We start from the raw sequence: 25,664 nt of genomic DNA on the forward strand, positions 1-25,664 counted from the left end.
TCTAGACGGATAACGATACATGTTTTTAAAATTACAAATAAAGGCTGGATTTGATAGCAAGATAAGTATAAAAAAGCAGGTGATAGCATGAGTCAACCAAATATACTAATTGTTGAGGATGAACAGAAATTAAGTCGAGTTTTACAACTTGAATTAGAATATGAGCAGTATGTGACAGAAGTGGCAGCTAATGGAAAGGATGCACTACAATTAATAGAAGCTAAGGATTGGGATCTTGTACTTCTGGATATTATGCTTCCAGAGCTTAGCGGTTTAGAGGTTTTAAGAAGAGTAAGAAGATCAGATGAGAGGACACCGATTATCTTGTTAACTGCAAGAGATCAGGTGCATGATAAGGTCAGTGGCTTAGATTTAGGTGCGAATGATTATATCACGAAACCATTTCAAATTGAGGAATTACTTGCACGGATTCGCGTGCATTTAAGGACTCCGGTTAAGAAAAATGATAGTAATGGTGATACGCTATCTGTTGGGAATTTGCATATCAATCCACAAAGCAGAGAAGTGAAACGTGAGGATGAACAAATTGAATTAACACCTAGGGAATTTGACTTGCTTGTTTGTCTGTTGAAAAATAAAAACATTGTTTTATCAAGAGAGCAATTAATTGAGCAGGTTTGGGGATTTGATTATTTTGGAGATACCAATGTTGTTGATGTATATATTCGTTATTTACGCCAGAAAGTGGATAAAGGTTATGATCAAGCATACATACAAACTGTGCGAGGTGTTGGTTACACGATAAAGGATCATGTCTCATGAGGTTGCGAACAAAGATTCAATTGTTTTCAAGCTTGTTCATTCTCGTATTAATTGTATTAATTAATACGTCCATTTATGTTTTGTTTTATAAAATTTCTACCGATAGTCAATTGGAGCAGTTGGCAGAACAAACAGATACGTTGGTAAAAACGATTAAAGAACATCCTGATGTTACATCTAAAGAGCTGCTACGTTCATTTTCGCCGCAGCAAGGTATGATCCAAATCGTTGATCGGTCAGAGACAGCAATGAAAAGTTCTTCTCAATCGAGTAATTATAAGTTGGCACCTAAATTTACGAATACAGAAACACAAATGATACAAAAGCAGGCGCATGAACCCGATGTTGCAGTTGTATCTAAACCGATTATTTGGGAAACAGGAAAACATGCAGGTGAGGTAGTTACCTTACAAGTATCCAAGCACCTTGTAACCTTAGATAATACAATGACTACCTTGTTTTACGTACTGCTAGCTGCATCTGGAATCATGCTTATTCCAATTATTATCGCTGGAAATGTACTTAGTCGGTTTTTATTAAATCCAATAAAAGCTTTTATTCATACCATGCGAGAAAATATGAAAGAAGCGAGTTGGAAAAAAATTGATGTAGACAAACGATCTCGGGATGAAATTTATGAGATGGAGAAGACATTTAATGAGATGATTGATCACTTAAAGGATAATTTTGAAAAGCAGGAAATATTTGTATCTGATGCATCTCATGAATTGAAAACTCCTATATCAATAGTAAAAAGTTATGCTCAATTGTTGGAGCGGAGAGGAACGGGCAATCCATCACTAGTTAAGGAATCTATCGAGGCTATTGATTCTGAAGCAGATCGTATGAGCAAACTCGTGGAGCAAATGCTAAGCCTGGCAAAAAATAAGGAGTCAGCTGTCATGAAAAAAGTAGATATAGCTGACTTAGTAGAAGAAACAGTCACTACGTTTCGCGGCGCTTATTCCAGAGAGATACAATTTGATCAAGTACAGCGAAAATTATTGGTAAATGGTAGCCGTGATCAGTTAGAGCAGGTAATCTACATTTTAATAGATAATGCGCTTAAATATAGTAATGAAAAGATAGAAGTTAGGTTAGAAGCGAATAATAATCAGGCTGTTTTTTCGGTAAGGGATTATGGGGCTGGAATTCCTGCACAGGAGCTGGATCGGATCTTTGAAAGGTTTTATCGTGTAGACAAAGCTCGTAGTAGGGATACAGGTGGAACAGGCTTAGGTCTTGCAATAGCAAAGGCAATAGTAAAAGAACATCAAGGGAAAATAGCAGTTATAAGTGAAATGAAAGAAGGTTCAACCTTTACTGTTAGTCTTCCAATTGTTTATTCCGCATAAAAGTGACAGAACGAACACTCTATTCTTAGTAAATTTTAATGTGAATCACCGTAGCTTCTCAGATATGTTTAGTAACTTTGGGAAGTAAGGAGGGGTGAACTTGAATAAGAAAGTAAGTACCATTATAGCTAGTATTGTAGCGATTAGCCTGCTAAGCTTGGGTATATTTTATTTTAGCATTAGATCATCTGGTGCAGAAATTTCTAAATTAGAAGCAGAAAACATAATAACATCACAATATCCGGGAAGTATTCATGGTGAAGTAGAAAAAGATGAAACACATGGTTATTTTCACGCAATTATTGATCATAAAGGTAAAGCCTACGATATTCAAATAGATGAAAATACTGGAAAAGTATTAAATTTAAAAGAGCTGAGTATCTCTGTTGACGATGATTCTACCCATGAGTCTAAAGAGAAGAAAGAAAAGGAACAAAAAGCGGATTCCAATAATGATAAGGAAAATCAGCAGTCAGAAAAAGAAGTTATTATTACTAAAGCTAAAGCGCGAGCACTTGCTTTAGAGCAATTTGAAGGAACCATTGAAGAATTAGAACTTGATGAAGATGATGGTCGGATGGTTTATGAGGTGCAATTAGTTAAAGGAGAAGACGAGGCTGATATTACCATTGATGCATTTACAGGTGAAGTTATTTATAAAGATATAGAAAGAGATAATGATGATTAAGTGGATTCCGCATATAACTGACAGTAAGACCCCACTGATTGAAGTTTCACTTTGAGCTATTCAGAAACTGTCGAGGCGTTGCCTCGGCAGTTATTCTTTAAAACGCCATTACTTTTCATACACCCATGCTTTATTATTTTTGCATGAAAAGGGGAATGGAGAGCATCCTGAATCAGAAAAGACTTTCTCACCATCTTTTGTTTTTCTTAACAGATTAATGATTACATGTAATTATGTGCTACGTTAAAATAGATTTATTTTTTCTCATTAAATTCTAATGTTATTCACACGGTCTTCTTATTCTTAATGGTTATGATATAACTAACAAGAAATGAGGAGGAATAATAAAATGAAAAAAACATTTAGTATTGTAATAGGAACACTTATAGGAGCTACGATTTTTGGAACAGGCATTTATCACTCACAAGCTGATGAAGCAAATCCAAAAATAAATAGTGATCAGGTTCGTCAAATGGTTGAGGAGCAGTATTCTGGAACGATTACTGAATTAGAATTGGAAAAGGATTTGGATAAAGCGGTGTATGAAGTAGAAGTAAAAGAAAAGAATATTGAGCATGATATTAAGCTAGACGCTAACACAGGAGAAGTACTACACGAAAGCTCCACAGAAAGAAAAGACGATGATTTGCAGGATGATTCATCCGTTCAATTAGATAAGGAAGCTATCATTGGTGTTGACAAAGCGAAAGAAATTGCTAAACAAAACTTTGATGGTAACGTAATAAGCATTGAGCTAGATGAGGATGACAATCAGCTAGTATATGAAGTTGAATTAAGAAATGGTAAGAAAGAAGCAGACTTTGAACTTGATGCAAAGAACGGTGATATTATAGAAATGGACATTGATACAGAAGACGATGACGATTAAATAAAGTGAAATTTCCATCCGGCTTTTACTGAAACAAATACGTACAAAGGCTTCATTCGCCACGTCCTGTGGTAACGCCTTTGTGACCTACTTCCATGTAGGCCCGAACCAATCGGACATTTACTGGCAGTTGATTCCCTGTAACCATATAGGTTTCACTTTATTGCATAAAATGGGGATATTACTGCCAGTTATAGGCGGGATAAAAAGGGGCTGGGACAAAACCCAGTAACTGAAAAAAGTGGTACGCCAATTTAGGGCGTATCACTTTTTTTACTTTTTTCAATATTTATTATATACGCAAAAAGGATACCTTCTGATAAAGTTAAAGTAACTACACAAAAACTTAGAAAAGAGGTATCCTTTATGTTTAAACATTATACCATGAATCAAGTCGTTTTGCCTTTAGATTTTGAAATGAAATTACAAGAAAATGATATCGCCTATGCGGTTAACCATATTGTAGAACATATCCCAGAGGAATCATTTGTGGGATTTTTGCGTGAAACAGGTTGTCCTGCATACCATCCACGCATGATGATGAAGATTATCTTATGTGCCTATACACAGTCTGTTTTTTCTGGCAGAAAAATAGAGGGATTAATCAAAGACAGTGTACGTATGATGTGGTTAGCACAAGGCTATGAACCAAGTTATCGTACCATTAATCGTTTTCGTGTTCATTCCGAAGTAAAAGAATTATTACGTCAGTGTTTTGTCTTATTTCGTTGTCAACTTGTTGAAGAGAAGGCGATTGAAGAAGAGGCTATTTTTATTGATGGTACGAAAATAGAGGCAAATGCCAATAAGTTTACCTTTGTATGGAAAAAATCCATTGAAAAATACAGCACCGATTTAATAGAGAAGTCGAATCAAATGTATGAGGAATTACTGGAAAAAGAAATTATTCCTGAAATAGAAAGGGAAAGTTCCGATGAACTTTCAAAGGAAGAACTCAGTGAAGTGGTTAAAAAGCTAGATGAAAAAGTAGAAAAATATGATAATGCAATCGAAGAAAGCAAAGAAGCAAAAGAACGCAAACAACTTCGTTCCGAACGAAAAGAACCCAAGCAATACCGTAAACAATTCCAAGATTTTGAAGCTCGTAAACACAAATATCAAAAAGATATGGCAATCTTAGGCGATCGCAATAGTTATTCTAAGACAGATCATGATGCCACTTTTATGCGAATGAAAGATGACTATATGAAAAATGGTCAACTTAAAGCAGGTTATAATGTACAAATTGCGACCGAAGGTCAATACACATTAGCCTACGATGTATTTCCAAATCCTACGGATACTCGCACGTTTATTCCTTTTCTCGATAGTATTGAAGATAGGTACTTTCAATTGCCCGAGCATATTGTCGCCGACGCAGGTTACGGTAGTGAACAAAATTACAGTAATGTACTTCATAGAAAAAGAACGCCACTGATTACTTATAATTCCTATCGGATGGAAAAGAAAAAGAAATATAAAACAAATCCTTTCCATGTATCCAACTGGGACTACGATTCAGACGGAGACTTTTTTACTTGTCCAAATGGAAAGAAAGTACCTTTTCAATATCTATCGAATCGAACAGATAAAGCCGGATTTAAACGAACCTTTCGTGTCTATGAATGTGAAGATTGTTCGGGATGTCCATTACGCGTTCATTGTACCAAAGCAAAAGGGAATCGAAAGATTTATTACAATGCTCAATGGGAACAGCAAAAAGCATATATAAGAGAGCAGCTTTCAAAAGAAGAAACAGGAAAAATCTATGGTAAACGAAAAATAGATGTAGAACCTGTCTTCGGATTTTTGAAGGCCAATTTGCGTTTCACTCGAATGTCGGTGAGAGGCAATTCGAAAGTGGAAAATGAATTAGGATTTGCCTTTATGGCGGTGAACTTAAGAAAGTACACCGCCATAACACAAAATTCATGTATTTATGATAATGAAAAAGATTCCAGCTATCTATTTTTGATAACTGGAATCTCTTTTTTACTTCTCCAGGCTAGTTATGTCCCAGCCCCTTTTTACTGGCTTCACTTTAAAATTATCTGTTTTCGTTGCTTTTACAGTATGATATCTTTCAAAATACTCACGAATAATTTCAACGGCATCTTTTTGAATTTCTTTTATGATCGGTTTATTGGTAAACATCGTATAATCGCCTCCACCAGATGCACGATAGTTATTGAGGACGACTGGATATTTTTTAGTATCCGCTACAGGCTGATTATGATAGGTTAGCCCTTCTATTCTTTGTCCTATAGGCATTGATACATTAATGGTATAATGGATGCCTTCCCACATATCATAGTTATAATGCTGAGGTTTTGGATGTTCAAAAACTGGATTTACAGTAACAATTCCTTGGTCATCGAGAATAAAATATTCTGCGCTTTTTTCTAGCGCTGCTTTAATATCTTTTCCAGTTAATTCTAAAACAACTAATGTATTAGGGTACATATAATTAGAAACGATATCACGCATGGTTACAGTTGATGAAAAGCCAGTGGACTCGTTATTTAATAAAGAGGTTACGGATATGTCTGCTCCACTTGCTTCCATTTGTACCTTTTGAATAAACTCTATAAATGGATGTTTGTTTATCCTAGCATGAAATGGTTCATCAATTGTCATATCACCTTCTATGTAGCCAATTGGCTGATCAAGCCATTTTTGCGTCGACTCCTCGAGAAAAGCCATGTTACTCATAATCTCTTTATCATCACGTATGTGCTCTAGCGGTCTTATAAAGGCTTTTTTATTGCGAATACACCAATGATTTGCTACTTTTTCAAGGTTTATCTCTACTTCACCATAAGCAGCTGCATTATTTCCTGGTTGAACAACAAGTACATCATTTATTCTTCCTGTTATTTTTCGATGTTGATGTCCTGTTAATAAAATATCAATACCTTCAATTTCACACATGTCATAGCCTTGATTCTCTCCTGTTAAGCTTTCAGTAGGTTCGCCAGTCTCCAAATCCTTTTCAAATCCGCCATGATAACATACGATAAGGATATCTGGTTGTTCTTTTTGCTGTATGTAGGGAACCCATTCTTTTAATGTATTAAGTGCATCCTTGAATAAAATACCTTTAATATGATCAGCAGATTCCCAGTTCGGAATATAATGTGTCGTAATTCCTATAATGGCGACTTTGATATCATTAGCAAAAGTCTTTATTGTGTATGGGGGTCCATATTTTGGGCGCCCTGTTTCTTTATCAATAATATTAGCGGAAAGCCAAGGAAAGTTGGATTGATTAATAGCATCTGCCAAGATGTTACTGCCAAAATTAAATTCATGATTGCCGATAACACCCGCATCTATATTAATCGTATTCATCGTTTTTATCATTGGGTTTTCTTTGTCGGTATGTTGTTTAACATAATGCGTCATTAGGGGGGTTCCCTGAATCAAATCGCCATTATCTAATACAATAACGTGATCTGATTTTTTTCGAGTCTGTTTTACGACAGTCGCATATTTAGCAAGTCCAAGATTTGCTTTCTCATTCGTTCCATAATGAATTGGCATAACATGTCCATGTACATCACTTGTATATAAAATGGTGAGTTTCGCTGTGTTGTTTTGCAAAGTGAGCATCCTTTCTATTAACTTAATTCAAATGAAAAGAAGCTGTCCCGCAGGATTCCTGAGGGACAAATACGAGCGTTTATACAATTTTTCTACGAATTCTTGCTGAAATAAAATCAATGATGGTAACGACAATGATGATAGCTAGCAAAATTAAGCCCATTTCATTCCAATTTCGATTATTAGCAGCAAAGATGATCATTGTCCCAATCCCACCAGCACCGACTATCCCTAATATGGAAGACGCACGAATATCGATTTCAAATCGATAAATCGCATAGGACAAAAATTCAGGAATAATTTGTGGGAGAACACCATAAAAAAGAATTTGAATTTTATTTGCGCCATTTGCTTCCATTGCTTCAACAACCTTCATATCAATCGCTTCAATTACTTCTGAGTACAGTTTTCCTAACATTCCGGTTGAACCAATTGCAATAGCCAGTACACCAGCAAATGCATTTGGTCCTACGGCTACTACAAACAAGATAGCGAGGATTATATCAGGGAATGCACGTACTGCCGATAGAATCCATTTTCCAATTGTTGCTAGGATTTTACTCCCTGTCATATTTTGCGCTGCTAGAAAGCCTAATGGAATGGCAAGAATTGCGGCCATAAATGATCCAGCAAATGCGATTAGCACAGTTTCCGCTATTTTTAACCCAACTTCACCAACTGCTGTCCAATCGGGGGAAAATAGCTTTGGAATAACACGATCAAAATTACTGATAACCCGTTCCAACGCACGTCCCCAATCAATATCGATCCCTACGAATGTCCAGACATATAGAGCGATGACGAAAAGCGCAATTATGATTCGTTTTAATCGTTTCCATATCGATTTTTCTTGCTTTGGAGGTAATGAATAATTTTCCATTATATCAATGCCTCCCTTAATTTATTACTTATATATTCAATGACAATAACAACAACAAATATTAAGATGATAATTGCCATGGCGTTTTGATAATTATAAAACCCTAACTGCTGATCTAGTACTAGCCCAATCCCACCAGCACCAACTAAACCTAATACTACAGATGCACGGATATTAATCTCGAACACATATAGGACGAATGAAGTGAATTGTGGTAGAACCTGTGGTACTAGTCCAAAAAAGATTACTTGATACACATTGCCTCCAGAAGCCCGCATTGCCTCTAAAGGATTCATATCAACAGATTCAATCGTTTCACTAATTAATTTCGCTAGAATGCCTAAAGAAAAAATAAATAAAGCTAAAATTCCGGGTAATACCCCAATTCCAAATAGGCCAACAAAAATTACTGCAAGTACAAGGTCAGGTATTGTTCTTAAAATATTTAATAATGTCCTAGTTAGATAATATAACGGTTTAAACGTTGTTACATTTTGAGCTGAAAGGATGGCAAGGGGGACAGTTAATATTGCCGCCGCTGTTGTAGCAATAATTGCCATCTGAATCGTTTGTGCCATTTCTCCCCAAACTTTCGGAATGACCTCTAAATTGGGAGGGAAGAATTTTTCGATGACAACAAGCATATTACCTAATGCGTCACCAAGACCACCAACCATTTCCCGTTGTGTCCAAACCATACTAAACAAGTAAAAGCCTAGAACAATAAAGAAAATAATGGTTATTTGCACTTTCGTTTTCACTGGATAAAGCGCTGGTGTCTTACCACCACCTGTTGTATTCTTTGTCACGATTGATCTGCCCCCCCACGCAAGTCATCCTCACGTATAGAGCGACCATAAATTTCTTCGAAGGTCTGCTCAGACACTTCAGAAACGGGTCCGTCAAATACTACTTCACCTGCTCGCATACCAATAATACGATCAGCATATTCCATTGCCATATCAATAAAATGCAGGTTTACAATCGTTGTAATGTTATCTTCTTTATTTATCTTCTTCAAGTATGTCATTACTTGATGAGAAGTGGGTGGATCAAGGGATGCAACAGGTTCATCTGCCAGAATATAATGTGGTTTTTGGGTAAGTACTCGGGCAATACTCACTCGCTGCTGTTGCCCCCCACTTAATTCATCTGCTCGGCTATAAATTTTTTCATCAATGTTAACCCGTTTTAGACTTTCATATGCTAATCCAATATCCTCTTTTTTATAGAGGTTCAAGATCGAACGTAACGTGCCAGTATGGCCTAGTCGACCTGCTAGGACATTTTTAAGCACATTTGTCCGTTTGACCAAGTTATAGTTTTGAAAGATCATGCCAACTTTCGTACGTAGTTGACGTAAGTCACTGCTACGGTAATCTAATATATTTTCATTATCAACCAATAATGAACCGCTAGTAGGTGTGACAAGGCGGTTTATGCTCCTTATAAATGTTGATTTCCCTGCACCTGATAGACCAACAATAACGACGAACTCACCGTCGTTAATGGTTACATTAATATTTTTCAAGCCTTCTGTACCATTTGGGTAGATAAGCCCAACGTCTTTAAATTGAATCATTGTATGTATTTCCCCCATAACAAACTTAGATTGTTCGGTAATCTTCTGAACTAGGAAAAAAAGGGAGAGATTGTGCTCCCCCTTTTTATTATTCAATTTACACTATCAATCTATAGTTCAATATCATCTTTGAATTTTTGGTATGTTTCTTTAACGATTTCATATTCTTCGTCTGTTGCCTCATCAATTGCATCCCAATTATAAACATCATTCATAATTTTTATCATTTCTTTATCTTCATTAAAGGAAAGGAAAGTTTCTTTAATTTCTTGTACTAATTCATCATCTAGTTCTTTGGTGACAGAAATCGTATCGTTCGGGATTTCTTCAGTATAGTCAAGTACTTTTAATTTATCCATAACATCTGGATATTCTTCTTCTAGCTCCGTGCGTACATCATCAAAAGTTGTTGCCACATCTGCATCTCCTTCATAAACAGCGATGGCAGCACTATCGTGACCGCCGGCAGAAGTAGTTGCACTAAAGAAATCACTTTCCAGTTCAGGACCAGAAGCATAATCAAATTCTTGCATTAATTGATATGCAGGGAAAAGATATCCAGAAGTAGAGCCTTTATCTGCATATGCCCAAACTTTATTCTCTAAGTCTGCCAATGAGTTGATATCTGAATCAGAACGAACTAGATATTGTGCTTTATATGTACCGGAGCCGTATCGAATAGATTTTAAGATTACTTCCACGTCATATTGTTCATTTGCTAAAACATAGCCAAACGCTGGTATAAAGCCAATATGTACCTGATTTGCACCCATCGCTTCAACCAAAGCGTTGTAATTTGTCATTACTTCACCTTTTACTTCTATACCTAATTCTTCGCTCAAACGCTTTGCTAAAGGTTCAACGGTATCAGCAATCGTATCCGAATCCTGTGATGGAACGAACCCCATTACTAATGTCTCTGGTTTACTGTTACCTTCGCTACTTTTGTCCCCATTACTATCTTTGGATTCATCAGAGCTTCCACATGCTGCTAGTACAATTGCCAAAAATAAGACTAAAAATAGACTAAGCCACTTTTTCATCTTGACCCTCCTAAAAAATTAAAATGTACACTTTAATTAAATACTATTTAGGACAAAAATGCTAGGTTGATTTCAAAAAAATTCTACAAATTTACAAATTCATTACAAAGTGTGGTTTATCGAATGCTGTAAATAAGGATATACTTGTACCGGAGTAGATTTCTTTTATCCTAGAGAAGGTAATAAATAGGTATAGAGGAGTGGAGAAATGTCATGTCAACATTTCAAAAGGCACTATTCTTATATAATGGTAATGCTGGTGGTGATGTAATAGAAGATAAGCTAGCCCAAACCATACCTATACTATCGCAGGCAATTAAGCAGCTTACTGTTATCCAAACCAATTCTGTCGAGGATGCTAAACGCACATGTGAAATGTATGCGAAGCAAGTAGAACTTATTATTATTCTTGGAGGCGATGGTACTGTACACGCATGTATAAATAAGATTGCTTCTTTGAAGGAGCGGCCAATTCTTGCAGTCTTGCCAGGCGGTACGTCAAATGATTTTAGTAGGATGATGCTGATGCCGCAAAGTTTGGAGGAAGCAGCACAAACGATCCTTGAAGGTACAATAATGGATATTGATATCGGAAAGGCAGACGAACGTTACTTTTTGAATTTTTGGGGCGTGGGGCTAGTAACGGAGACATCACAAAATATTGATCCAAATCAAAAGAAAAATTTTGGTGTTCTTAGTTATTTTATGAGTACAATTAAAACGGTTAGTCAGGCGAAAAGCTTCACATATAATATAACTACGAGACAAGATAGCTATAATGGGGAAGCTGTTATGATATTAGTATTAAATGGCAAGTTTATCGGAACAAGGGAACTTCCAATTACATCGATACATCCTTCTGATGGCTTACTTGATGTCTTAATTGTGAAAAACTCTAACTTAGCTTCATTTCGAGAGTTATTATCGATGAACAATCCAGAAATGGATACAGACAACTTAAGGGAAGTCACATACTTCCAAACGGATTATTTAGAGGTGTATACAGAGGAGGAAAAAGAAGTGGATACCGATGGGGAAATAGCAGCTGGTACTCCTTCAACCATTGAGGTAGTACCATCACACCTGAAAATGATATGTGGATCTGTAAAATAAAAAAATGAATTTGATTTTTACACAATTCCGAATAAGCAATTGTCAGCTTGTAGAGACACCCCTGTTTTCATAAGCTTTTTTGATTGGGAAATTATGGTATTCGTCGTTTTCATCGAATAGACTCGCACCTAACACAACTTGAATAGGTGCAGGTAATCATCTTTATGTTTTGGCAAGCTACCCCTGAGTAATGCTTGTTCTCACATATTTTCTTCTCCGCACAAACGATAATAACGTAGCATGCAGTTCTTTTGAAAATTTCTCCTAAGAAATTGTGTTTTTTGAATCCTTTTAAGTGGATGATGCGTAGGAATAGGGAAAAATATCCAACAAACCAATCGTTATGGATAGTGTAAGTATTGTAGTGACAAAGACGTTCGCTTAATTTACAAAATGACGAAGGAACTATGCTATCATACGTTTAATTATGGATTCGGAAAGGGAGGAGAGGGAATGATCATAGATCGTACATTAAAAGAAAAAAAGGAAGACACCTCTCTAAAGTTATTCGTTGTATTATCAAAAGCGTATCGAACAATTATGGAACAAGTAGAAGCAGATATTCAACGTAGAGGGCTTAATTTAACAGATTTTGCAGTATTGGAATTACTGTATCATAAGGGAGGGCAACCATTAAAAAATATTGGCGAGAAAATATTGCTAACAAGTGGCAGTATTACATATGTTGTCAATAAATTAGAGAAGAAGAGTTATTTAAAACGAATTCCAAACCCGGATGATCGTCGCGTTACATTTGCAGAGATTACGGAGAAGGGAGCCGATTTATTGCAAACGATCTTTCCAGGACATTGGGAAAGAATCGAAGAGATAACAAATGGACTAAATGTAGCGGAGAAAGAGATAGCAATAGAGCTATTAAAAAAGCTAGGTACGTCCATTCGTACATTATAGGATTACTTTCAAGAAATAACTTATAGGGTGTGATAAATGTCACAGCCTTTAATAGAAAAATATGGTAATATTCAAATGGGATGTGGGATCCCTGCTCTTTAAAATGAATAGACAAGCGATATATGCTTGGCAATGAAGAAGCAAAATATTTATCTCAATAGAAGATATATGTTTTGCTTTTTCCCATATAGGAAACAGTATTGCTGTAACCTATATATTGTATGGATTGAAGGTTTCTAAAAGGAGATGTTGTGCGTGGAGATTAAATTAAAACCTACTACTAGGTATGTTGTAATCCTAGAAGTAGGTTTATTTTATCCCGCCTATAATCGTTTAAAAAGGGTGACTTTCTTCTATTCGAATGACAGTGTAAGAAATAGTACCTAAATTATGTAAATGAATTGTAATGTTTTTAACATAATTCAGTTTGTGTTACTCTATTGCTGGGTATTATACAATTAGAAATCTTAGTTGCTTTAAAGGAGGTTTGTGCTATGGAAGAATCAGATGTGCTCGTTTATATAAGCAGTGACTGTAAAGAATGTGAAAATCTTTTGAAACATTTAAAGGAATGGGATATCTCTTTTCGTACAAAAAATGTTAACGAGAATAGCAATTATATGAAAGAACTGCAAGAGAAGGGTATATACGGTACTCCAGCAACCTTTATTAAAGAAGAAAGTGAACCAATTTTAGGTTTCCAAAAAAATAAAATTAAATATCGTTTGGGTTTAGAAAATACAGGTATATCACATTATAGTTCCTTATTTGAGGGGTATCGAAAGTAGTATCGGTATCAGTCACACACCTTTCGTAATTGCATAAGCTATTGTAAAAGAAGAATTAGAGAAGGTGTGTGTCAAATGTATAATCGGCCTTATTTTGATCATGTATATAATCATTATGATGGCCAGCGTAATTATCCCTATCCTCAACCAACTTCCCACTATATGAACATTGATCCCGAGCAACAAAACTTTCATCAAACGATTCAGCAAAGTTTTCAATCTTATTATCCCCAAACCCCTTATGACTATTTTACTAAACCGCAACAACCTATGAGCTGGCCAGGTATTAAATCCCAAGCATCACAGCCGAATTTTCAACAAGAGATGCATAATATGCATGCTCCAGAAAACAGTGGGCAAGCACAGCAACCAGGTGAAGCAGGGCAACAATTAGACTTAGATAAAATGTTATCAACGGTAGGTCAATTAGCAAACACGTATCATCAAGTATCGCCAATCGTAAAACAGTTCGGTTCATTAATAAAGGCATTTAGATAATTGATGGCTAAAAAGCTGATGTTAGCCACATCAGCTTTTTCTGTCAACCGTTTTAAGGTCAAGCTGTAAGCTATTTTGTAGGAGTAACGAAATTGCTTTTGTTAAAAATTAGAAATCATGGGAGTAAAAATCACACGGTATCTCGAAGAAGTTTGTAATAATCTAACGAATGATCGGGTATACGAAAGGTAGGACTTGAAGAGGAGAATATAAATGATAGCATGTTTGGTTATTCATGGATATACAGGAGGTCCCTATGAGGTTGAACCTTTAGCCAACTATTTGCAAGAAAATACGAATTGGCATGTGGAGGTACCGACGTTACCAGGACATGGAAGAAAATTAAACTTAAAGAATGTTTCACATAAGAAATGGATAAAGGCAGCTGAGAATAGCTTGCTGCAGTTAAAGGCAAAGTTTGAGACGATTTACCTTATTGGTTTTTCTATGGGGGGAATGATAGCTGCTTATTTAGCAGCTAAATATAACGTCAATAAACTTGTCCTTCTAGCTACATCAGGGAAATATTTATCCTTTAAACAAATTGGATTAGACGTTGCTGGTGTATTAACAGATGCTATGAAGGGGAACTTAAGAAAAAACAAATTGTATCAAAATTATCGAAAAAAAATAGGAGCAGTGCCGTTAAAATCGAATATTGAATTTCTTAAATTGGTGAAATTTACACGTCGTTACTTAAGAAAAATTGATTCACCAGTACTTATTGCACAAGGCCAGCAGGATGGGATGGTCCCATATAAAACTGCATATTACTTAAATAAAGAAATTACTTCTAAACGAAAAGAGGTTGTCTTTTTTGAACGATCTAGGCACTTAATATGTCTAGGAGATGATAAGGATACACTGAACCAGATGGTGTTTTCTTTCCTTACGAAAGAACCAGTATCGAATGAATAGGCGGTAGTAATATCATTTTAACACTCAGTTACTTCGGACACTTTATCCACATATAACTGGCAGTAATCCCCCAACTGCAAGCAATAAAGTGAAACCACTATGGGTAATTAGGGGGGCAACTGCCAGTAAATGTCCGATTGGTTCAAAGACCTTTTGGTCATACTCTTGTGGTACTACCAATCAGTGGCAAATCCCTCATCTTATTTTCTATTATTTATTTGTATTAAAAAAGGAGATAACTAATGCTCCTTCCCCGCCATAAGTTGAAATTAACGGACCGGTATCCATGAGATAAGCATCCTTAAAGGGATATTTACTACGTATGTCGGCAAGTACTTTTTTCGCTCTTTCTTCTGCATTACAATGAGACATAGATATTACTTTATCTTCGAAATTTTTTGTGTATTCTCCGATTTGTTCAATAAAACGTCTAATCGATTTTTTATCGCCTCTAACCTTTTCCGTTACTTCGATTGCTCCTTCTTCACTAGCTTTCATTAACAACTTTATATTAAGAGTTTTGGCAATTGTCCCCTTAACCTTATCTAGACGACCACCTAGTACTAAGTTTTCTAATGTCTTGAGCACAAATAATGTAGTTGTATGCTCGACTAGGTAATGTATGTGATCCACAAGCTCTCCAAACGAGTAATTATCTTCTATTTTATTGATTGCTTCGTGAAGTAGAAGAGCGATACCACAAGAGGCTGTTTTCGTATTAATCACTTCAATGATCCGGTCAGGCTCTTCCTCTAACAGCATATTCATTCCCATAACTGCATTTTCATACGTACTGCTTAATCCTTTAGTAAGACTAAGCATAAGTATAGGAGTTTGTTTACTTACTTGTTTATATGCCTCGTAAAAGTCATTTGGACTAGGAGCAGCAGAACGTGGAAGTTCATTCATTTCCTTTATTTTTTTATGAAAAGTTGGTAAGTCTAAATCGACATCGCTTTTGTATTGACCATCACTAAAGTGCAGGTATAACGGTACTTGAATAATCTCTGTTTTACGAAGCAAACGCTGTGGAATATCAGCTCCGCCATCTGTCATTAATTGTATGTGCATGCCTTCACCCATTTCATATAAATTAATCTTGTTGTTCTTTTTTTGCAATGGTTACCTTCTTTTTCTGGTTTGTACTTAAAATGAATAGGAACAATCCAAATAAAACGATGGTACCACCCAGTAATTGAAAGGCGGTTACCTTCTCTTCTAAAATAATATAGGCAAGTATGGAGGCTCCAACTGGTTCAAATACAATTCCCATTGAGATAGTCGCTGTGCTCAGCCATTTTAACGCCCAATTAAACAGGGTATGACCAAGAAAAGTAGGAATGATAGCTAGTGCTAAGAAAACCCACCAATGGTCTGCTGGATATCCAAAAAAAGGATGTTGAAAAGCTAAATTATATAGTATAAGTGTAATGGCGCTAACACTATATACTACAAATGTATAGCTCATCAAAGAAAGGCTTCTTCTAACTCGTTGTCCAAGTAAAAAGTATGCCGTAACCGTTATAGCACCGCCCAATGCCAATATGTCTCCATATAAAGCCATTCCACTTATTTTAAAGTCACCCCAGCTTATGATAATGCTTCCGATTAATGCAATCAACATACTTATTACTGCTCCAGATGAAAAACGTTCCTGAAAAAAGAAATACGTACCTAAAAATGCAAAAATTGGTTGTAAGGATACTAGTACGACAGAACTAGCTACGGAAGTAAAATTTAAGGATTCGAACCATAATATAAAGTGGAAGGCTAAAAAAACTCCTGCAAGAATAGATAGAAGCCAGTCTTTTCTATTTATTAACTTTAATTCATGACGATATTTTAATAAAATGATGGGAGCCATCAATAATACAGCAAATACTAATCGGTAATTGGCTATTATTGAAGCAGGTGCTTGATCAGCAAGCCTGACAAATATAGCAGACGTCGATACAGAAATTACTCCGATTACAACTGCAATGTATGGATTAAATGGAGGAAGACGCATCCCAAACCTCCTTATTTCTATCTTGTATATCTCATTCATTTTATCATGGTATTACTAAAAAATCATTTATCTAATTAGTATCCTTGTGAAAAATATGTTATGATATTGATTGCATGAGTTTACGATTGAGGCCTCTTACCATATAAGGTGAAGCCTTTTTGTACTTTAGGAAGTATAAAAATACATTCTATTAATAGAATATAAATTTTAAGTGATACGATTTGTGTAGATTCCCTTTAAATAAATTTTATAGTGTGTGTTCTTACAAAAGGGCAAGATTGGATCAAGAAGTACAGCCTTTATATGGTTAGTAATATAATGGTCTGAGGAGCAGAATACGATCTGCATACTATTTCATGGACTTTTTGAAGATCCTCTAATACGATGCTGTGAAAGCGGGGACCATAACAAGGACTAAAGTATAGAAGCAACACGGCCTCTTTTACAATAAAATTTTTACACAAAAAAGGAGTAGAGGAATAGGTGACAACATTTAAAGAACTAGGCATCTCAAATCCCATAATGAAAGCATTGGAGAGAATGGGTTTTGAAGAAGCAACCCCAATTCAAGCAGAAACAATACCATTAGCGATACAGGGTAATGACGTTATTGGACAAGCGCAGACAGGAACAGGTAAAACCGCTGCTTTTGGTATTCCTATGATCGAAAAATTGGATGCCAAAGCACGAAAAATCCAAGGGCTAGTTGTAGCCCCGACAAGAGAATTAGCAATTCAAGTAGCGGAAGAACTTAATCGACTTGGAAAATTAAAAGGGGTACGTGCATTTGCGGTATATGGTGGACAGCATATGGACCGTCAAATTCGTTCACTAAAGGATGGTCCCCAAATTGTAGTTGCAACTCCAGGTAGATTACTTGACCATATGCGTAGAAAAACGATACGTACAAATAATATTCAAACTGCTGTCTTAGATGAAGCAGATGAAATGCTAAACATGGGTTTTATTGATGATATTCGCGATATTCTAAAAGGCATACCTGAAGAAAGACAAACACTTCTATTTTCGGCTACGATGCCAAAAGAAATACGTGATATTGCAACAAATTTAATGAAGCAACCTAAAGAGATTAAGATCAAAGCGAAGGAAATGACAGTTGAAAATATTGACCAATATTTTATAGAAATTCCTGAAAAATATAAGTTTGATACGTTGAATAATCATTTAGATATTCATTCACCTGATCTAGCAATCGTATTTAGTCGTACGAAAAAGCGGGTAGATGAAATAACAGAAGGTTTACAAGCAAGAGGTTATCGCGCAGAAGGAATTCATGGTGATTTAACACAAGGGAAACGGATGTCAGTGTTAAACAAGTTTAAGAATGGGCGTGTCGATGTTTTAGTGGCTACGGATGTGGCTGCTAGAGGTCTTGATATATCCGGTGTTACCCATGTATATAATTTTGATATTCCACAGGATCCAGAGAGCTATGTACACCGTATTGGGCGTACAGGTCGTGCAGGTCGTACAGGTGAGGCTATTTCCTTTATTACTCCACGAGAAATGGCACACTTGCAGTTGATCGAGAAAGTAACGAAGAGTAAAATGAAGCGTTTAGTTCCACCGACTAATCATGATGCTCAAAAAGGTCAACAGCAGGTAGCGCTGAAGAAAATTATGGATACGATAGAGAAGAAAGATCTAAAGGATTATCATCAAACTGCTAATCAATTGTTAGAGGAGCACGATTCTGTCTCTGTAATTGCAGCAGCTCTTAAATTGCTTACAAAGGAACGAAAAGATACACCAGTCAAAATATCTTCTGTAGCCCCTGTTAGCGTGAAGAAGGCGCAGCGTTCTAAGGATAATCGTCGATCAAATAATAAACGGTTCTATGGTAAACGTGGTCAAAGCGGTCGTGGTGGCCAAGGAGGGCGCAATCAAGGTGGACGTAATAGAAAGGGAAATTACCAGAAGCGCAGGAATCGTGATTCCTAATCATATCATTACAACTTCTTCGTTGTAAGAAGCTTCAAGCTGTCGAGAAATTTTTTCTCGGCAGCTTTTTAATAACGTGCTAATTTAAATATGGTTGCCTTACAAAAAGGTGATGTTTTAGGTGATGCATATGAATATCTGATTGGTTAATTTGCAATGGGATCAGGTGAAAAGGCAGGGGAATTCTATATACGCCACGTCAAGTAGCTTTATCTCCGTTAACTCGCTCCAGTCGCTACGTTTCTAATCGTGCGCTTGCAGAAGATGGTGCAATGCTTTATTTACAACTATGCTTCCACTATTAATTTTGAATTTTTTCGAAGTTTCCCCACTTATAACTGGCAGTAATACCCTCACTTCAAGCAATAAAGTGAAACCAATAGTGGTAAGTAGGTGACTCACTGCCAGTATATGTCTGATGGCTTCAAAGACCATTAGGTCATACCCTTGTGGTACTAACCATTAGTGGGGAATAAACAAAACCCCCAACTTTTTATGTTCCAGTATTAGTTTCTCTATCACGTATTTTCTAAATAGTCTGCTTACAATTTAATAGTTCAATGGGGGTAGTGAATATATAATTTGCATCTTCAAAGCCTTCTTTGGATTTTGCCCCCCAATAGGCTAACCCGAAATCAACACCAGCGGATTTTGCACATCTTAAATCATATACAGAATCACCTATATAGATTGCCTCACTTGCTTTACAATTCAATATTTTAAGTGCTAATTCTAGTGGTTCTGGATTAGGCTTGTGTTTTTCGGTATCATCTGCACAAATAACGGATTGAAAGTGATGAGCAATATTTAATTTTTCAAATCCGGCTTGCAATTCTTTCTTATTTTGAGAAGTTACGATTGCCGTATTTGGAAGTTTGGCAATGACCTCAATCATACCTTGAAATACAGGTACATGTTTCATGAAAGGTTTTTGCTTTTCTAACCAAGTATTGAGTGTGGTTGGAATATCTGCGATCTCAAGGATTTCCAAAGTTCTTAATCCAGGAATCCCGATGGAAAAACGTAACTCTTCAATATCTTTTAGAATTCCGATTTGTCGTAATGTGGATTGTAATGCCTCAAGCCCAATTCTTTCTGAATCAATAATCGTTCCATCTAAATCAAATATAAAGCTTTTATACATGCCTATTCATCTCCCATCTTATGATACATTTATGGTAGATGATGAAATGGATTTCAGGTCAATAGTCAGATTGAAGATCGCCGAATAATATTATATGGAATTTTTATTTTATCACGGGATTTTCTGATAGCAAGCTCAAAAGCCTGCTCGCCAACATGCATTAAATGATGATCTACAGTAGCTAAACCCAGTGCCACCCCTACTGGTTGGTTTTCCTGTCCGATTATTGCCAAATCTTCAGGTACTTTTAAGCCAGAAGATTGCGCATATTGATAAATTCCACCCGCAACCTCGTCGCCGTTGGCATATATAGCACTTGGTTTATTATTAAGGGCGAAGAACCTTTTGGCTGCCTGAAAGCCGTCCTCTAGACAATAGCATTGCGAAATATACGTGCCGGGTCTAAGTTCTCCGAATACTTCTTTATACGCTTGGCAAGTTTGCTGTGTACTAAGACTTTCTTCTCCCCTAGCAGTCGTAAAAGCAACAGAGGAATGCCCCAATTCCTTTAATGTTTGAAAGGCGTCTATATAGGAAGCATATCTGTCAATATAAGAACAGCCTATTTTCTTGAAGTCTGTATATTCACAAGAGATGATGGATCCATAAGTTGTAAACGGTAAGATTTCATCCCACGCATTTGCTTTTGAGGTTATGATGATACTGTCTAGTAATTTATTTTTTAGCATAGCGAGGTATTCCAATTCTTTCTTTTTATCATATTTGGTAGGAAGAACAATGACAGAAAAGTCCATTTTTACTGATCTATGAAGGATTCCTTGTAACATTTGATCAAAAGCTTGATTATTATTATAAGGTAGGATTACTCCAATTATATTTGTTTCTCCGCGAATTAGATCAATCGCATTTTTATTAGGTGTGTAGTTTAAATCGTTAATGACTTTTTGAACGGCGTTTCTTTTTTCCTCAGAAACGTATTTATAATTATTTAGCACTCTCGAAACCGTTGATACGGATACTCCGGCTATCTTTGCAATATCATTAATATTTGTCATTTTTTTCTCCTGTAATAGGTTTGTATAGTTATGAACGATAATCAGAACAGGCCAACCCGAGTACTGAGCGGGTTAGCCTTTTTTAAGATAATTATAAAATTCTACTCATTAATCCAAGAAAAACTAAAATCGCAAAAATAATCCACCAAATATGATTCTTCCATTTTGCTGGAAAGCGTTTTTTATTCCAGCGATTAGGGTCAAATTGGATCGAGTCATCTGAATGATTTCTTCTTGTGGCAACTGTAGCCCAGGGATTATACATTTTTGCGCCTGTCAGTACGATGGGGGCAATCGCGAATCCACCAATAAAACCAAAAATGTGTCCATAAATATTAATGTTTTGACGGATGAATGTCATAATAAGTCCCACGATTACGATCGTTAGTATTATTTGTGAGCTTGTTTGATCAATGAGATGTTTACGGAATGTAACCATAAATATATAAATCCCAAACAAACCAAAGATAGCACCAGATGCACCGACATGGACAAAGGAGAAATCCAATGAGCCGAAGAGATATGTCCCTAAATTGCCAATAAATCCAGCTGCTAAATAAGCAATTATAAATTTTGTTCTACCAAGCATTTGCTCAAGAGCAGGTCCGAATAATACGAGGGAGAATGAATTGAATAATGCATGTGTCAAGTTTACATGAAGGAAAATTGGTGTTATTAGACGCCAATACTCTCCTTGATGAATATAGTAATTGCTACCTGCTCCGAACTGATAGAGCGTGTCACCGAATGGTAACTGTAAAAGATCAATGATTATCCATAATCCAAGATGAATAATAACTAAAGTAGTTACAATAGGATATGCTTGCCTAAATTCTTTTATACTTCTTTCATTTCGTATAAACATTGGACTCCCCCGACTTATACTTTTTTAGAAATAGAATTACTATGGTATTCCATTCGTTATTGTTATTATTATTATTGTAATATACGATCATGTATAGTATGACCAATTTTATCGTACTAAAATAATAATTAAAAACATAGTAATTTGCACGAATAGACTGATGCAATAATAAGAGAAGTAATTCGATTGGATTCTTCAGGCGTATTTAACGACTTTAGCCAGTTTGAAAAGGAGTAAGATGTTCATGATCAGAGGAATAGGAATTGATCTTATTGAGTTATATCGTATAGAAAATAGTATGCAGAGAACTCCACGTATAATAGAACGAATTTTAACTCCGATCGAAAGGGAGAGATTCTATGCTCTCCATAACAAGAGGAGGCAGGTGGAATTTTTAGCTGGTAGATTTGCAGCGAAAGAAGCATTTGCTAAAGCTGTAGGAATAGGCATCGGACGGCTTAGCTTTCAGGATATAGAGATTCAAATTGGAGAGAATGGTGCTCCAATTTTACATGCTAAAGGGTATGGAAAAGAGAAAATATTTTTGTCCATTACACATACGGCTGATTATGCTGCTGCGCAAATTGTGATTGAAGCTCTATAAGGACATGCATAATCGCTCAGGTTGTCTCATATATTTTAGTGCGGGTAGGAGGGAACACATTGTATATTGTCACCGCAAAGGAAATGTACGATATCGATCACTTTGCAATGACCGAAATTGGTTTAGATGGGAAATTGTTAATGGAGAATGCTGGACGAGCTGTTGCTGATCGTGTGACAGCAATTGTTAAGGATACGGACAAGATTTGCGTGCTTGCTGGTTCAGGTAATAATGGTGGAGATGGTTTTGTTATAGCTAGAACACTTCTAGACAAAGGTTATGCTGTTCAGGTACTACAGGTGGTTGCTAATGATAAAATCCTTGGAGATGCGTATTATCATAAACGACTATTTGAAAGGTGCGGAGGCATCATATCCTTATTTGATGGTAAATGTACATCAATGATAACTAGTAATAATGTAATCATTGATGCAATAATTGGCATTGGTTCGAAGGGGATATTACGTGAACCATTAGCATCGTTGGTTCATTATATTAACCGTGAAGCGAAAAAAGTAATTTCTGTAGATATTCCCTCGGGACTACCGGCAGATGAAGGTAAAGGGGAATTTATTTCTATTCAAGCAGACTATACTTTTGTTATAGGTGCGCCGAAGGTCAGTGCGTTTTTGAATCACACCTCTCCTTATTACGGAAAGTGGGAGCCTGTTTCCATTGGTTTACCTTCCCGTGCTTTCAAAACTAACACATCTAGATTCGTATGGGGAATAGATGATGTTCGGAATAGTTTACCTGATCGGAAACCAGATGATCATAAAGGAAAGCACGGTAAGGGTCTGGTGATAGGAGGGAGTAAGGAGATGCCGGGTGCGCTAGCTATGAGTTTAAAAGCTTCGCTACGAGCTGGAGCGGGTCTCATTACTGGAGCAACTACCGAAGGCGTCATTCGGATGATTTCTGCTAATTGTATAGAAGCTACCTATAAAGAATTATCTGAAACAAATGGTTTTCTTGATAACCGAACTGATGTAAGTCTAGAAGGCTATCATGCTGTCGCTATAGGAATGGGCATGGGAAGAAGAACGTGTACCGGTGATTTGGTTCGAAGCTTAGTTCATACAGCTGAATGTCCGATTGTGATAGATGCGGATGGCCTATATCATATAAAAGAGGATCTTTTAGATATAGAAAATAGGCGTTATCCAACAGTAATCACACCGCATCCTGGAGAAATGGCAATGCTTTTAGGGATTACTGTAAATGAGTTACTCCTAGAACCATTTAGGTATTCGCGTGAATTCGCTATTAAAAATAACTCCTATGTCGTTCTCAAGGGAATGATTACCATTATTACATCTCCTGAAGGTGAGCAAGTTGTGAATATGTCTGGTAATCCTGGTCTTGCCAAAGGGGGAAGTGGAGATGTGTTAACAGGCATTATCTTAGCAATGATTATGCAGGGACAAACGATTTTTCAAGCGCTGTGTAATGCTTGTTATATTCATGGAAGGTCCGCAGATGAATTAATAAGTGAAAAGCATTCCTATCATGACCTACTCGCTAGTGATGTGATCGATGGGCTTGCGAAGGTATTTCGTATTATTTCTTGAGAGGTATTAGGTGATAACGTTCCCTTTGTTTTTAACTGAGACAAGGGAGATATGTCCATGAAAAGAAAAATTGGCGGTTGGATCATTGTATTTGGCTTCGTACTATTATTATCAGCCTGTGGAGAAAAATCACAGGAGGATGTTGTTGCAGAATTAAAAGACAATTTGGATGAAATGGATGGTTACAAAGCTAAAGCAGAAATGAGTATGAATACCGGCCAGGAGCAGCAAAAGTTCAATATTGATGTTTGGCATAAAAAGGATGATCTCTATCGCGTTGCCTTATCTAACAATGAAGACGAAAAAGGAAATCAGATTATCCTAAAAAATAAAGATGGTGTATTTGTTTTAACGCCTGCATTAAGCAAAAGCTTTAAATTTCAATCAGAATGGCCAGATAATAGCAGTCAACCATATCTTTATCAATCCTTAGTTAAGGATATTGAAAAAGATAAGGAAGCAGCATTTGAAGTGAGTGACTCCCATTATATCTTTAAAACAAAAACAAATTATCAAAGCAACAATAATTTGCCATATCAAGAAATTTACTTTGATAAGAAAACCTTTCAGCCTGTTCAGGTAAATGTACTAGATAAGGATAAGAATGCATTGGTAGAAGTAAAGTTTTCGAGCTTTGACAAAAAAGCTACGTTTAAAGACAATGACTTTACTATGAAGAAGAATATGGCGAGTGGAGCAGTAGCTGAGGAAGAGGTTTCTGGAGATGGTGTGGAAGATACACTTACTGTATTTTATCCTTCTTATATGGCAGGATCTGAATTAACAGAGAAAAAAGAAGCCTCAACGGAAGAAGGGGAACGTGTAATTTTGACCTTTGAGGGTGAAAAAAATTTCACGTTGGTCGAAGAAAAATCAAAGGTACAAACGACAATGATGTCTCCAAATGAAGTGAAGGGAGAAATTGTCAATCTAGGATTTGCTGTTGGAGCAATTTCAGCTAACAAGTTAGAGTGGTCTCATAATGGGGTAGATTTCATGTTAGCAAGTGATGAATTAACGAAGCAAGAACTAATTCAGGTTGCTCAATCTGTGCAAAGTAAAGAAGTGAAGTAACATGAAATTCTAACAAGCAGACTCGCAATTACTTGGGGTCTGCTTTTATTTTTGGTTATTTTTAACATAAGTGATCTGATTAAGCGAATGAATTGCAGCTATATTCAAGACGTTCGATTGTGGTTTTACTTCAGGTTTTGCAATTACTCATTATCATAATATTGACATCAACCTCTCCCCAAGAAATAATAGGGGTATTATTATTTTTATCCCTATATAACTGGCAGTAATACCTCCAATTCAAGCGCGATAAAGAGAATCCACTATTGGTAAGTGGGGGATCGACTGTCAGTAAATGCTCGAGGGTTCAATGTCCTTTAGTTCATATCCTTGTGATACGAACTATCAGTGGGGGCTAAACCAACTCA

The 25,664-nt window shown here is 36.3% G+C and carries 24 protein-coding genes and 2 pseudogenes; 15 read left to right on the forward strand and 11 right to left on the reverse strand.

Going from position 1 to position 25,664, the window contains the following annotated elements; all coding sequences use genetic code 11:
- Positions 1 to 87 precede the first annotated feature (87 nt).
- The 5 genes from RVS70_RS13055 to RVS70_RS13075 all read left to right on the forward strand — a co-directional run bounded on the left by RVS70_RS13055 (position 88) and on the right by RVS70_RS13075 (position 5,959).
- Positions 88 to 783: a response regulator transcription factor gene (locus RVS70_RS13055; RefSeq protein ID WP_121604527.1), complete on the forward strand. Its 696-nt coding sequence runs from the start codon at positions 88 to 90 to the stop codon at positions 781 to 783.
- Positions 780 to 2,138: a sensor histidine kinase gene (locus RVS70_RS13060; protein WP_205389553.1), complete on the forward strand. Its 1,359-nt coding sequence runs from the start codon at positions 780 to 782 to the stop codon at positions 2,136 to 2,138. Before RVS70_RS13055 ends, RVS70_RS13060 begins: the two co-directional genes overlap by 4 nt.
- A 100-nt stretch (positions 2,139 to 2,238) precedes the next feature.
- Positions 2,239 to 2,826, forward strand: a complete 588-nt coding sequence (locus RVS70_RS13065; RefSeq protein WP_026680336.1) for a PepSY domain-containing protein — start codon at positions 2,239 to 2,241, stop codon at positions 2,824 to 2,826.
- Positions 2,827 to 3,175: 349 nt separating this feature from the next.
- On the forward strand, positions 3,176 to 3,715 hold the full coding sequence (locus RVS70_RS13070; protein WP_026680337.1) for a PepSY domain-containing protein: 540 nt from the start codon (positions 3,176 to 3,178) through the stop codon (positions 3,713 to 3,715).
- 366 nt (positions 3,716 to 4,081) lie between these two features.
- On the forward strand, positions 4,082 to 5,959 hold the full coding sequence (locus RVS70_RS13075) for an IS1182 family transposase (protein WP_321133602.1): 1,878 nt from the start codon (positions 4,082 to 4,084) through the stop codon (positions 5,957 to 5,959).
- Here the strand turns inward: RVS70_RS13075 and RVS70_RS13080 are convergent.
- The 5 genes and pseudogenes from RVS70_RS13080 to phnD form a co-directional block, all read right to left on the reverse strand.
- Positions 5,921 to 7,327: pseudogene (locus tag RVS70_RS13080) on the reverse strand (bifunctional metallophosphatase/5'-nucleotidase); the annotation flags it as partial. The gene RVS70_RS13075 and the pseudogene RVS70_RS13080 sit on opposite strands and share 39 nt — an antisense overlap.
- A 70-nt stretch (positions 7,328 to 7,397) precedes the next feature.
- Positions 7,398 to 8,198: a phosphonate ABC transporter, permease protein PhnE gene (gene phnE / locus RVS70_RS13085; RefSeq protein WP_026680339.1), complete on the reverse strand. Its 801-nt coding sequence runs from the start codon at positions 8,196 to 8,198 to the stop codon at positions 7,398 to 7,400.
- Positions 8,198 to 9,007: a phosphonate ABC transporter, permease protein PhnE gene (gene phnE, locus RVS70_RS13090; protein WP_026680340.1), complete on the reverse strand. Its 810-nt coding sequence runs from the start codon at positions 9,005 to 9,007 to the stop codon at positions 8,198 to 8,200. The genes phnE (RVS70_RS13085) and phnE (RVS70_RS13090) overlap by 1 nt, the downstream gene beginning before the upstream one ends.
- Entirely contained in the window at positions 9,004 to 9,780 is a 777-nt protein-coding gene (gene phnC / locus RVS70_RS13095; RefSeq protein WP_026680341.1) for a phosphonate ABC transporter ATP-binding protein, read from the reverse strand. Before phnC ends, phnE (RVS70_RS13090) begins: the two co-directional genes overlap by 4 nt.
- A gap of 110 nt (positions 9,781 to 9,890) precedes the next feature.
- Complete coding sequence (gene phnD / locus RVS70_RS13100) at positions 9,891 to 10,823, reverse strand: phosphate/phosphite/phosphonate ABC transporter substrate-binding protein (RefSeq protein ID WP_026680342.1); 933 nt, start codon at positions 10,821 to 10,823, stop codon at positions 9,891 to 9,893.
- Between the two features lie 213 nt (positions 10,824 to 11,036).
- Between phnD and RVS70_RS13105 the strand changes: the two genes are divergently transcribed.
- The 5 genes from RVS70_RS13105 (at position 11,037) to RVS70_RS13125 (ending at position 15,052) form a co-directional block, all read left to right on the forward strand.
- Complete coding sequence (locus RVS70_RS13105) at positions 11,037 to 11,936, forward strand: diacylglycerol/lipid kinase family protein (RefSeq protein WP_026680343.1); 900 nt, start codon at positions 11,037 to 11,039, stop codon at positions 11,934 to 11,936.
- A 453-nt stretch (positions 11,937 to 12,389) separates the two neighbouring features.
- Positions 12,390 to 12,848 carry a MarR family winged helix-turn-helix transcriptional regulator gene (locus RVS70_RS13110; RefSeq protein WP_026680344.1) on the forward strand — a complete coding sequence of 153 codons (459 nt, stop codon included), beginning with the start codon at positions 12,390 to 12,392 and terminating at the stop codon, positions 12,846 to 12,848.
- A gap of 494 nt (positions 12,849 to 13,342) precedes the next feature.
- Positions 13,343 to 13,636, forward strand: a complete 294-nt coding sequence (locus RVS70_RS13115; RefSeq protein WP_026680345.1) for a glutaredoxin domain-containing protein — start codon at positions 13,343 to 13,345, stop codon at positions 13,634 to 13,636.
- A gap of 75 nt (positions 13,637 to 13,711) precedes the next feature.
- Positions 13,712 to 14,134, forward strand: a complete 423-nt coding sequence (locus RVS70_RS13120; protein WP_051388271.1) for a YppG family protein — start codon at positions 13,712 to 13,714, stop codon at positions 14,132 to 14,134.
- 213 nt (positions 14,135 to 14,347) lie between these two features.
- Complete coding sequence (locus tag RVS70_RS13125; RefSeq protein WP_026680346.1) at positions 14,348 to 15,052, forward strand: alpha/beta hydrolase; 705 nt, start codon at positions 14,348 to 14,350, stop codon at positions 15,050 to 15,052.
- 42 nt (positions 15,053 to 15,094) lie between these two features.
- Here RVS70_RS13125 and RVS70_RS13130 read toward each other — a convergent pair whose 3' ends face one another.
- From RVS70_RS13130 to RVS70_RS13140, 3 genes are read right to left on the reverse strand one after another with little or no spacing between them, the layout of a single operon-like run.
- On the reverse strand, positions 15,095 to 15,232 hold the full coding sequence (locus tag RVS70_RS13130; RefSeq protein WP_321133607.1) for a hypothetical protein: 138 nt from the start codon (positions 15,230 to 15,232) through the stop codon (positions 15,095 to 15,097).
- Positions 15,233 to 15,262: 30 nt separating this feature from the next.
- Positions 15,263 to 16,123 carry a DegV family protein gene (locus RVS70_RS13135; protein ID WP_026680347.1) on the reverse strand — a complete coding sequence of 287 codons (861 nt, stop codon included), beginning with the start codon at positions 16,121 to 16,123 and terminating at the stop codon, positions 15,263 to 15,265.
- Positions 16,124 to 16,145: 22 nt separating this feature from the next.
- On the reverse strand, positions 16,146 to 17,060 hold the full coding sequence (locus tag RVS70_RS13140) for a DMT family transporter (protein WP_026680348.1): 915 nt from the start codon (positions 17,058 to 17,060) through the stop codon (positions 16,146 to 16,148).
- Positions 17,061 to 17,543: 483 nt separating this feature from the next.
- Between RVS70_RS13140 and RVS70_RS13145 the strand changes: the two genes are divergently transcribed.
- Together RVS70_RS13145 and RVS70_RS23405 are read left to right on the forward strand one after the other, a co-directional pair.
- Complete coding sequence (locus RVS70_RS13145; RefSeq protein ID WP_026680349.1) at positions 17,544 to 19,022, forward strand: DEAD/DEAH box helicase; 1,479 nt, start codon at positions 17,544 to 17,546, stop codon at positions 19,020 to 19,022.
- A gap of 78 nt (positions 19,023 to 19,100) precedes the next feature.
- A pseudogene (locus RVS70_RS23405) lies at positions 19,101 to 19,231 on the forward strand (N-6 DNA methylase); the annotation flags it as partial.
- Between the two features lie 320 nt (positions 19,232 to 19,551).
- Here the strand turns inward: RVS70_RS23405 and RVS70_RS13150 are convergent.
- The 3 genes from RVS70_RS13150 to RVS70_RS13160 all read right to left on the reverse strand — a co-directional run bounded on the left by RVS70_RS13150 (position 19,552) and on the right by RVS70_RS13160 (position 22,047).
- Positions 19,552 to 20,166 (reverse strand): HAD family hydrolase, encoded by a 615-nt coding sequence (locus RVS70_RS13150; protein ID WP_321133609.1) that lies wholly within the window; start codon positions 20,164 to 20,166, stop codon positions 19,552 to 19,554.
- A 65-nt stretch (positions 20,167 to 20,231) separates the two neighbouring features.
- Positions 20,232 to 21,182, reverse strand: a complete 951-nt coding sequence (locus tag RVS70_RS13155; protein ID WP_121604535.1) for a LacI family DNA-binding transcriptional regulator — start codon at positions 21,180 to 21,182, stop codon at positions 20,232 to 20,234.
- 91 nt (positions 21,183 to 21,273) lie between these two features.
- Entirely contained in the window at positions 21,274 to 22,047 is a 774-nt protein-coding gene (locus tag RVS70_RS13160) for a rhomboid family intramembrane serine protease (protein WP_121604536.1), read from the reverse strand.
- Positions 22,048 to 22,291: 244 nt separating this feature from the next.
- On the opposite strand from RVS70_RS13160, the gene acpS reads away from it, so the two are divergent.
- Genes acpS through RVS70_RS13175 form a run of 3 tightly spaced genes read left to right on the forward strand, consistent with a single transcriptional unit; the run spans position 22,292 to position 25,296 of the window.
- Positions 22,292 to 22,651, forward strand: coding sequence for a holo-ACP synthase (acpS, locus tag RVS70_RS13165; RefSeq protein WP_026680354.1), 360 nt, complete (start codon positions 22,292 to 22,294; stop codon positions 22,649 to 22,651).
- 59 nt (positions 22,652 to 22,710) lie between these two features.
- The gene (locus RVS70_RS13170; RefSeq protein WP_321133612.1) at positions 22,711 to 24,222 is read left to right on the forward strand and encodes an NAD(P)H-hydrate dehydratase; all 1,512 of its coding nucleotides are present in this window, start codon (positions 22,711 to 22,713) and stop codon (positions 24,220 to 24,222) included.
- 57 nt (positions 24,223 to 24,279) lie between these two features.
- Complete coding sequence (locus tag RVS70_RS13175) at positions 24,280 to 25,296, forward strand: LolA family protein (RefSeq protein WP_026680356.1); 1,017 nt, start codon at positions 24,280 to 24,282, stop codon at positions 25,294 to 25,296.
- Positions 25,297 to 25,664 lie beyond the last annotated feature (368 nt).

The organism is Virgibacillus sp. M23, assembly GCF_034190895.1.
GTDB lineage: Bacteria > Bacillota > Bacilli > Bacillales > Amphibacillaceae > Virgibacillus > Virgibacillus salarius.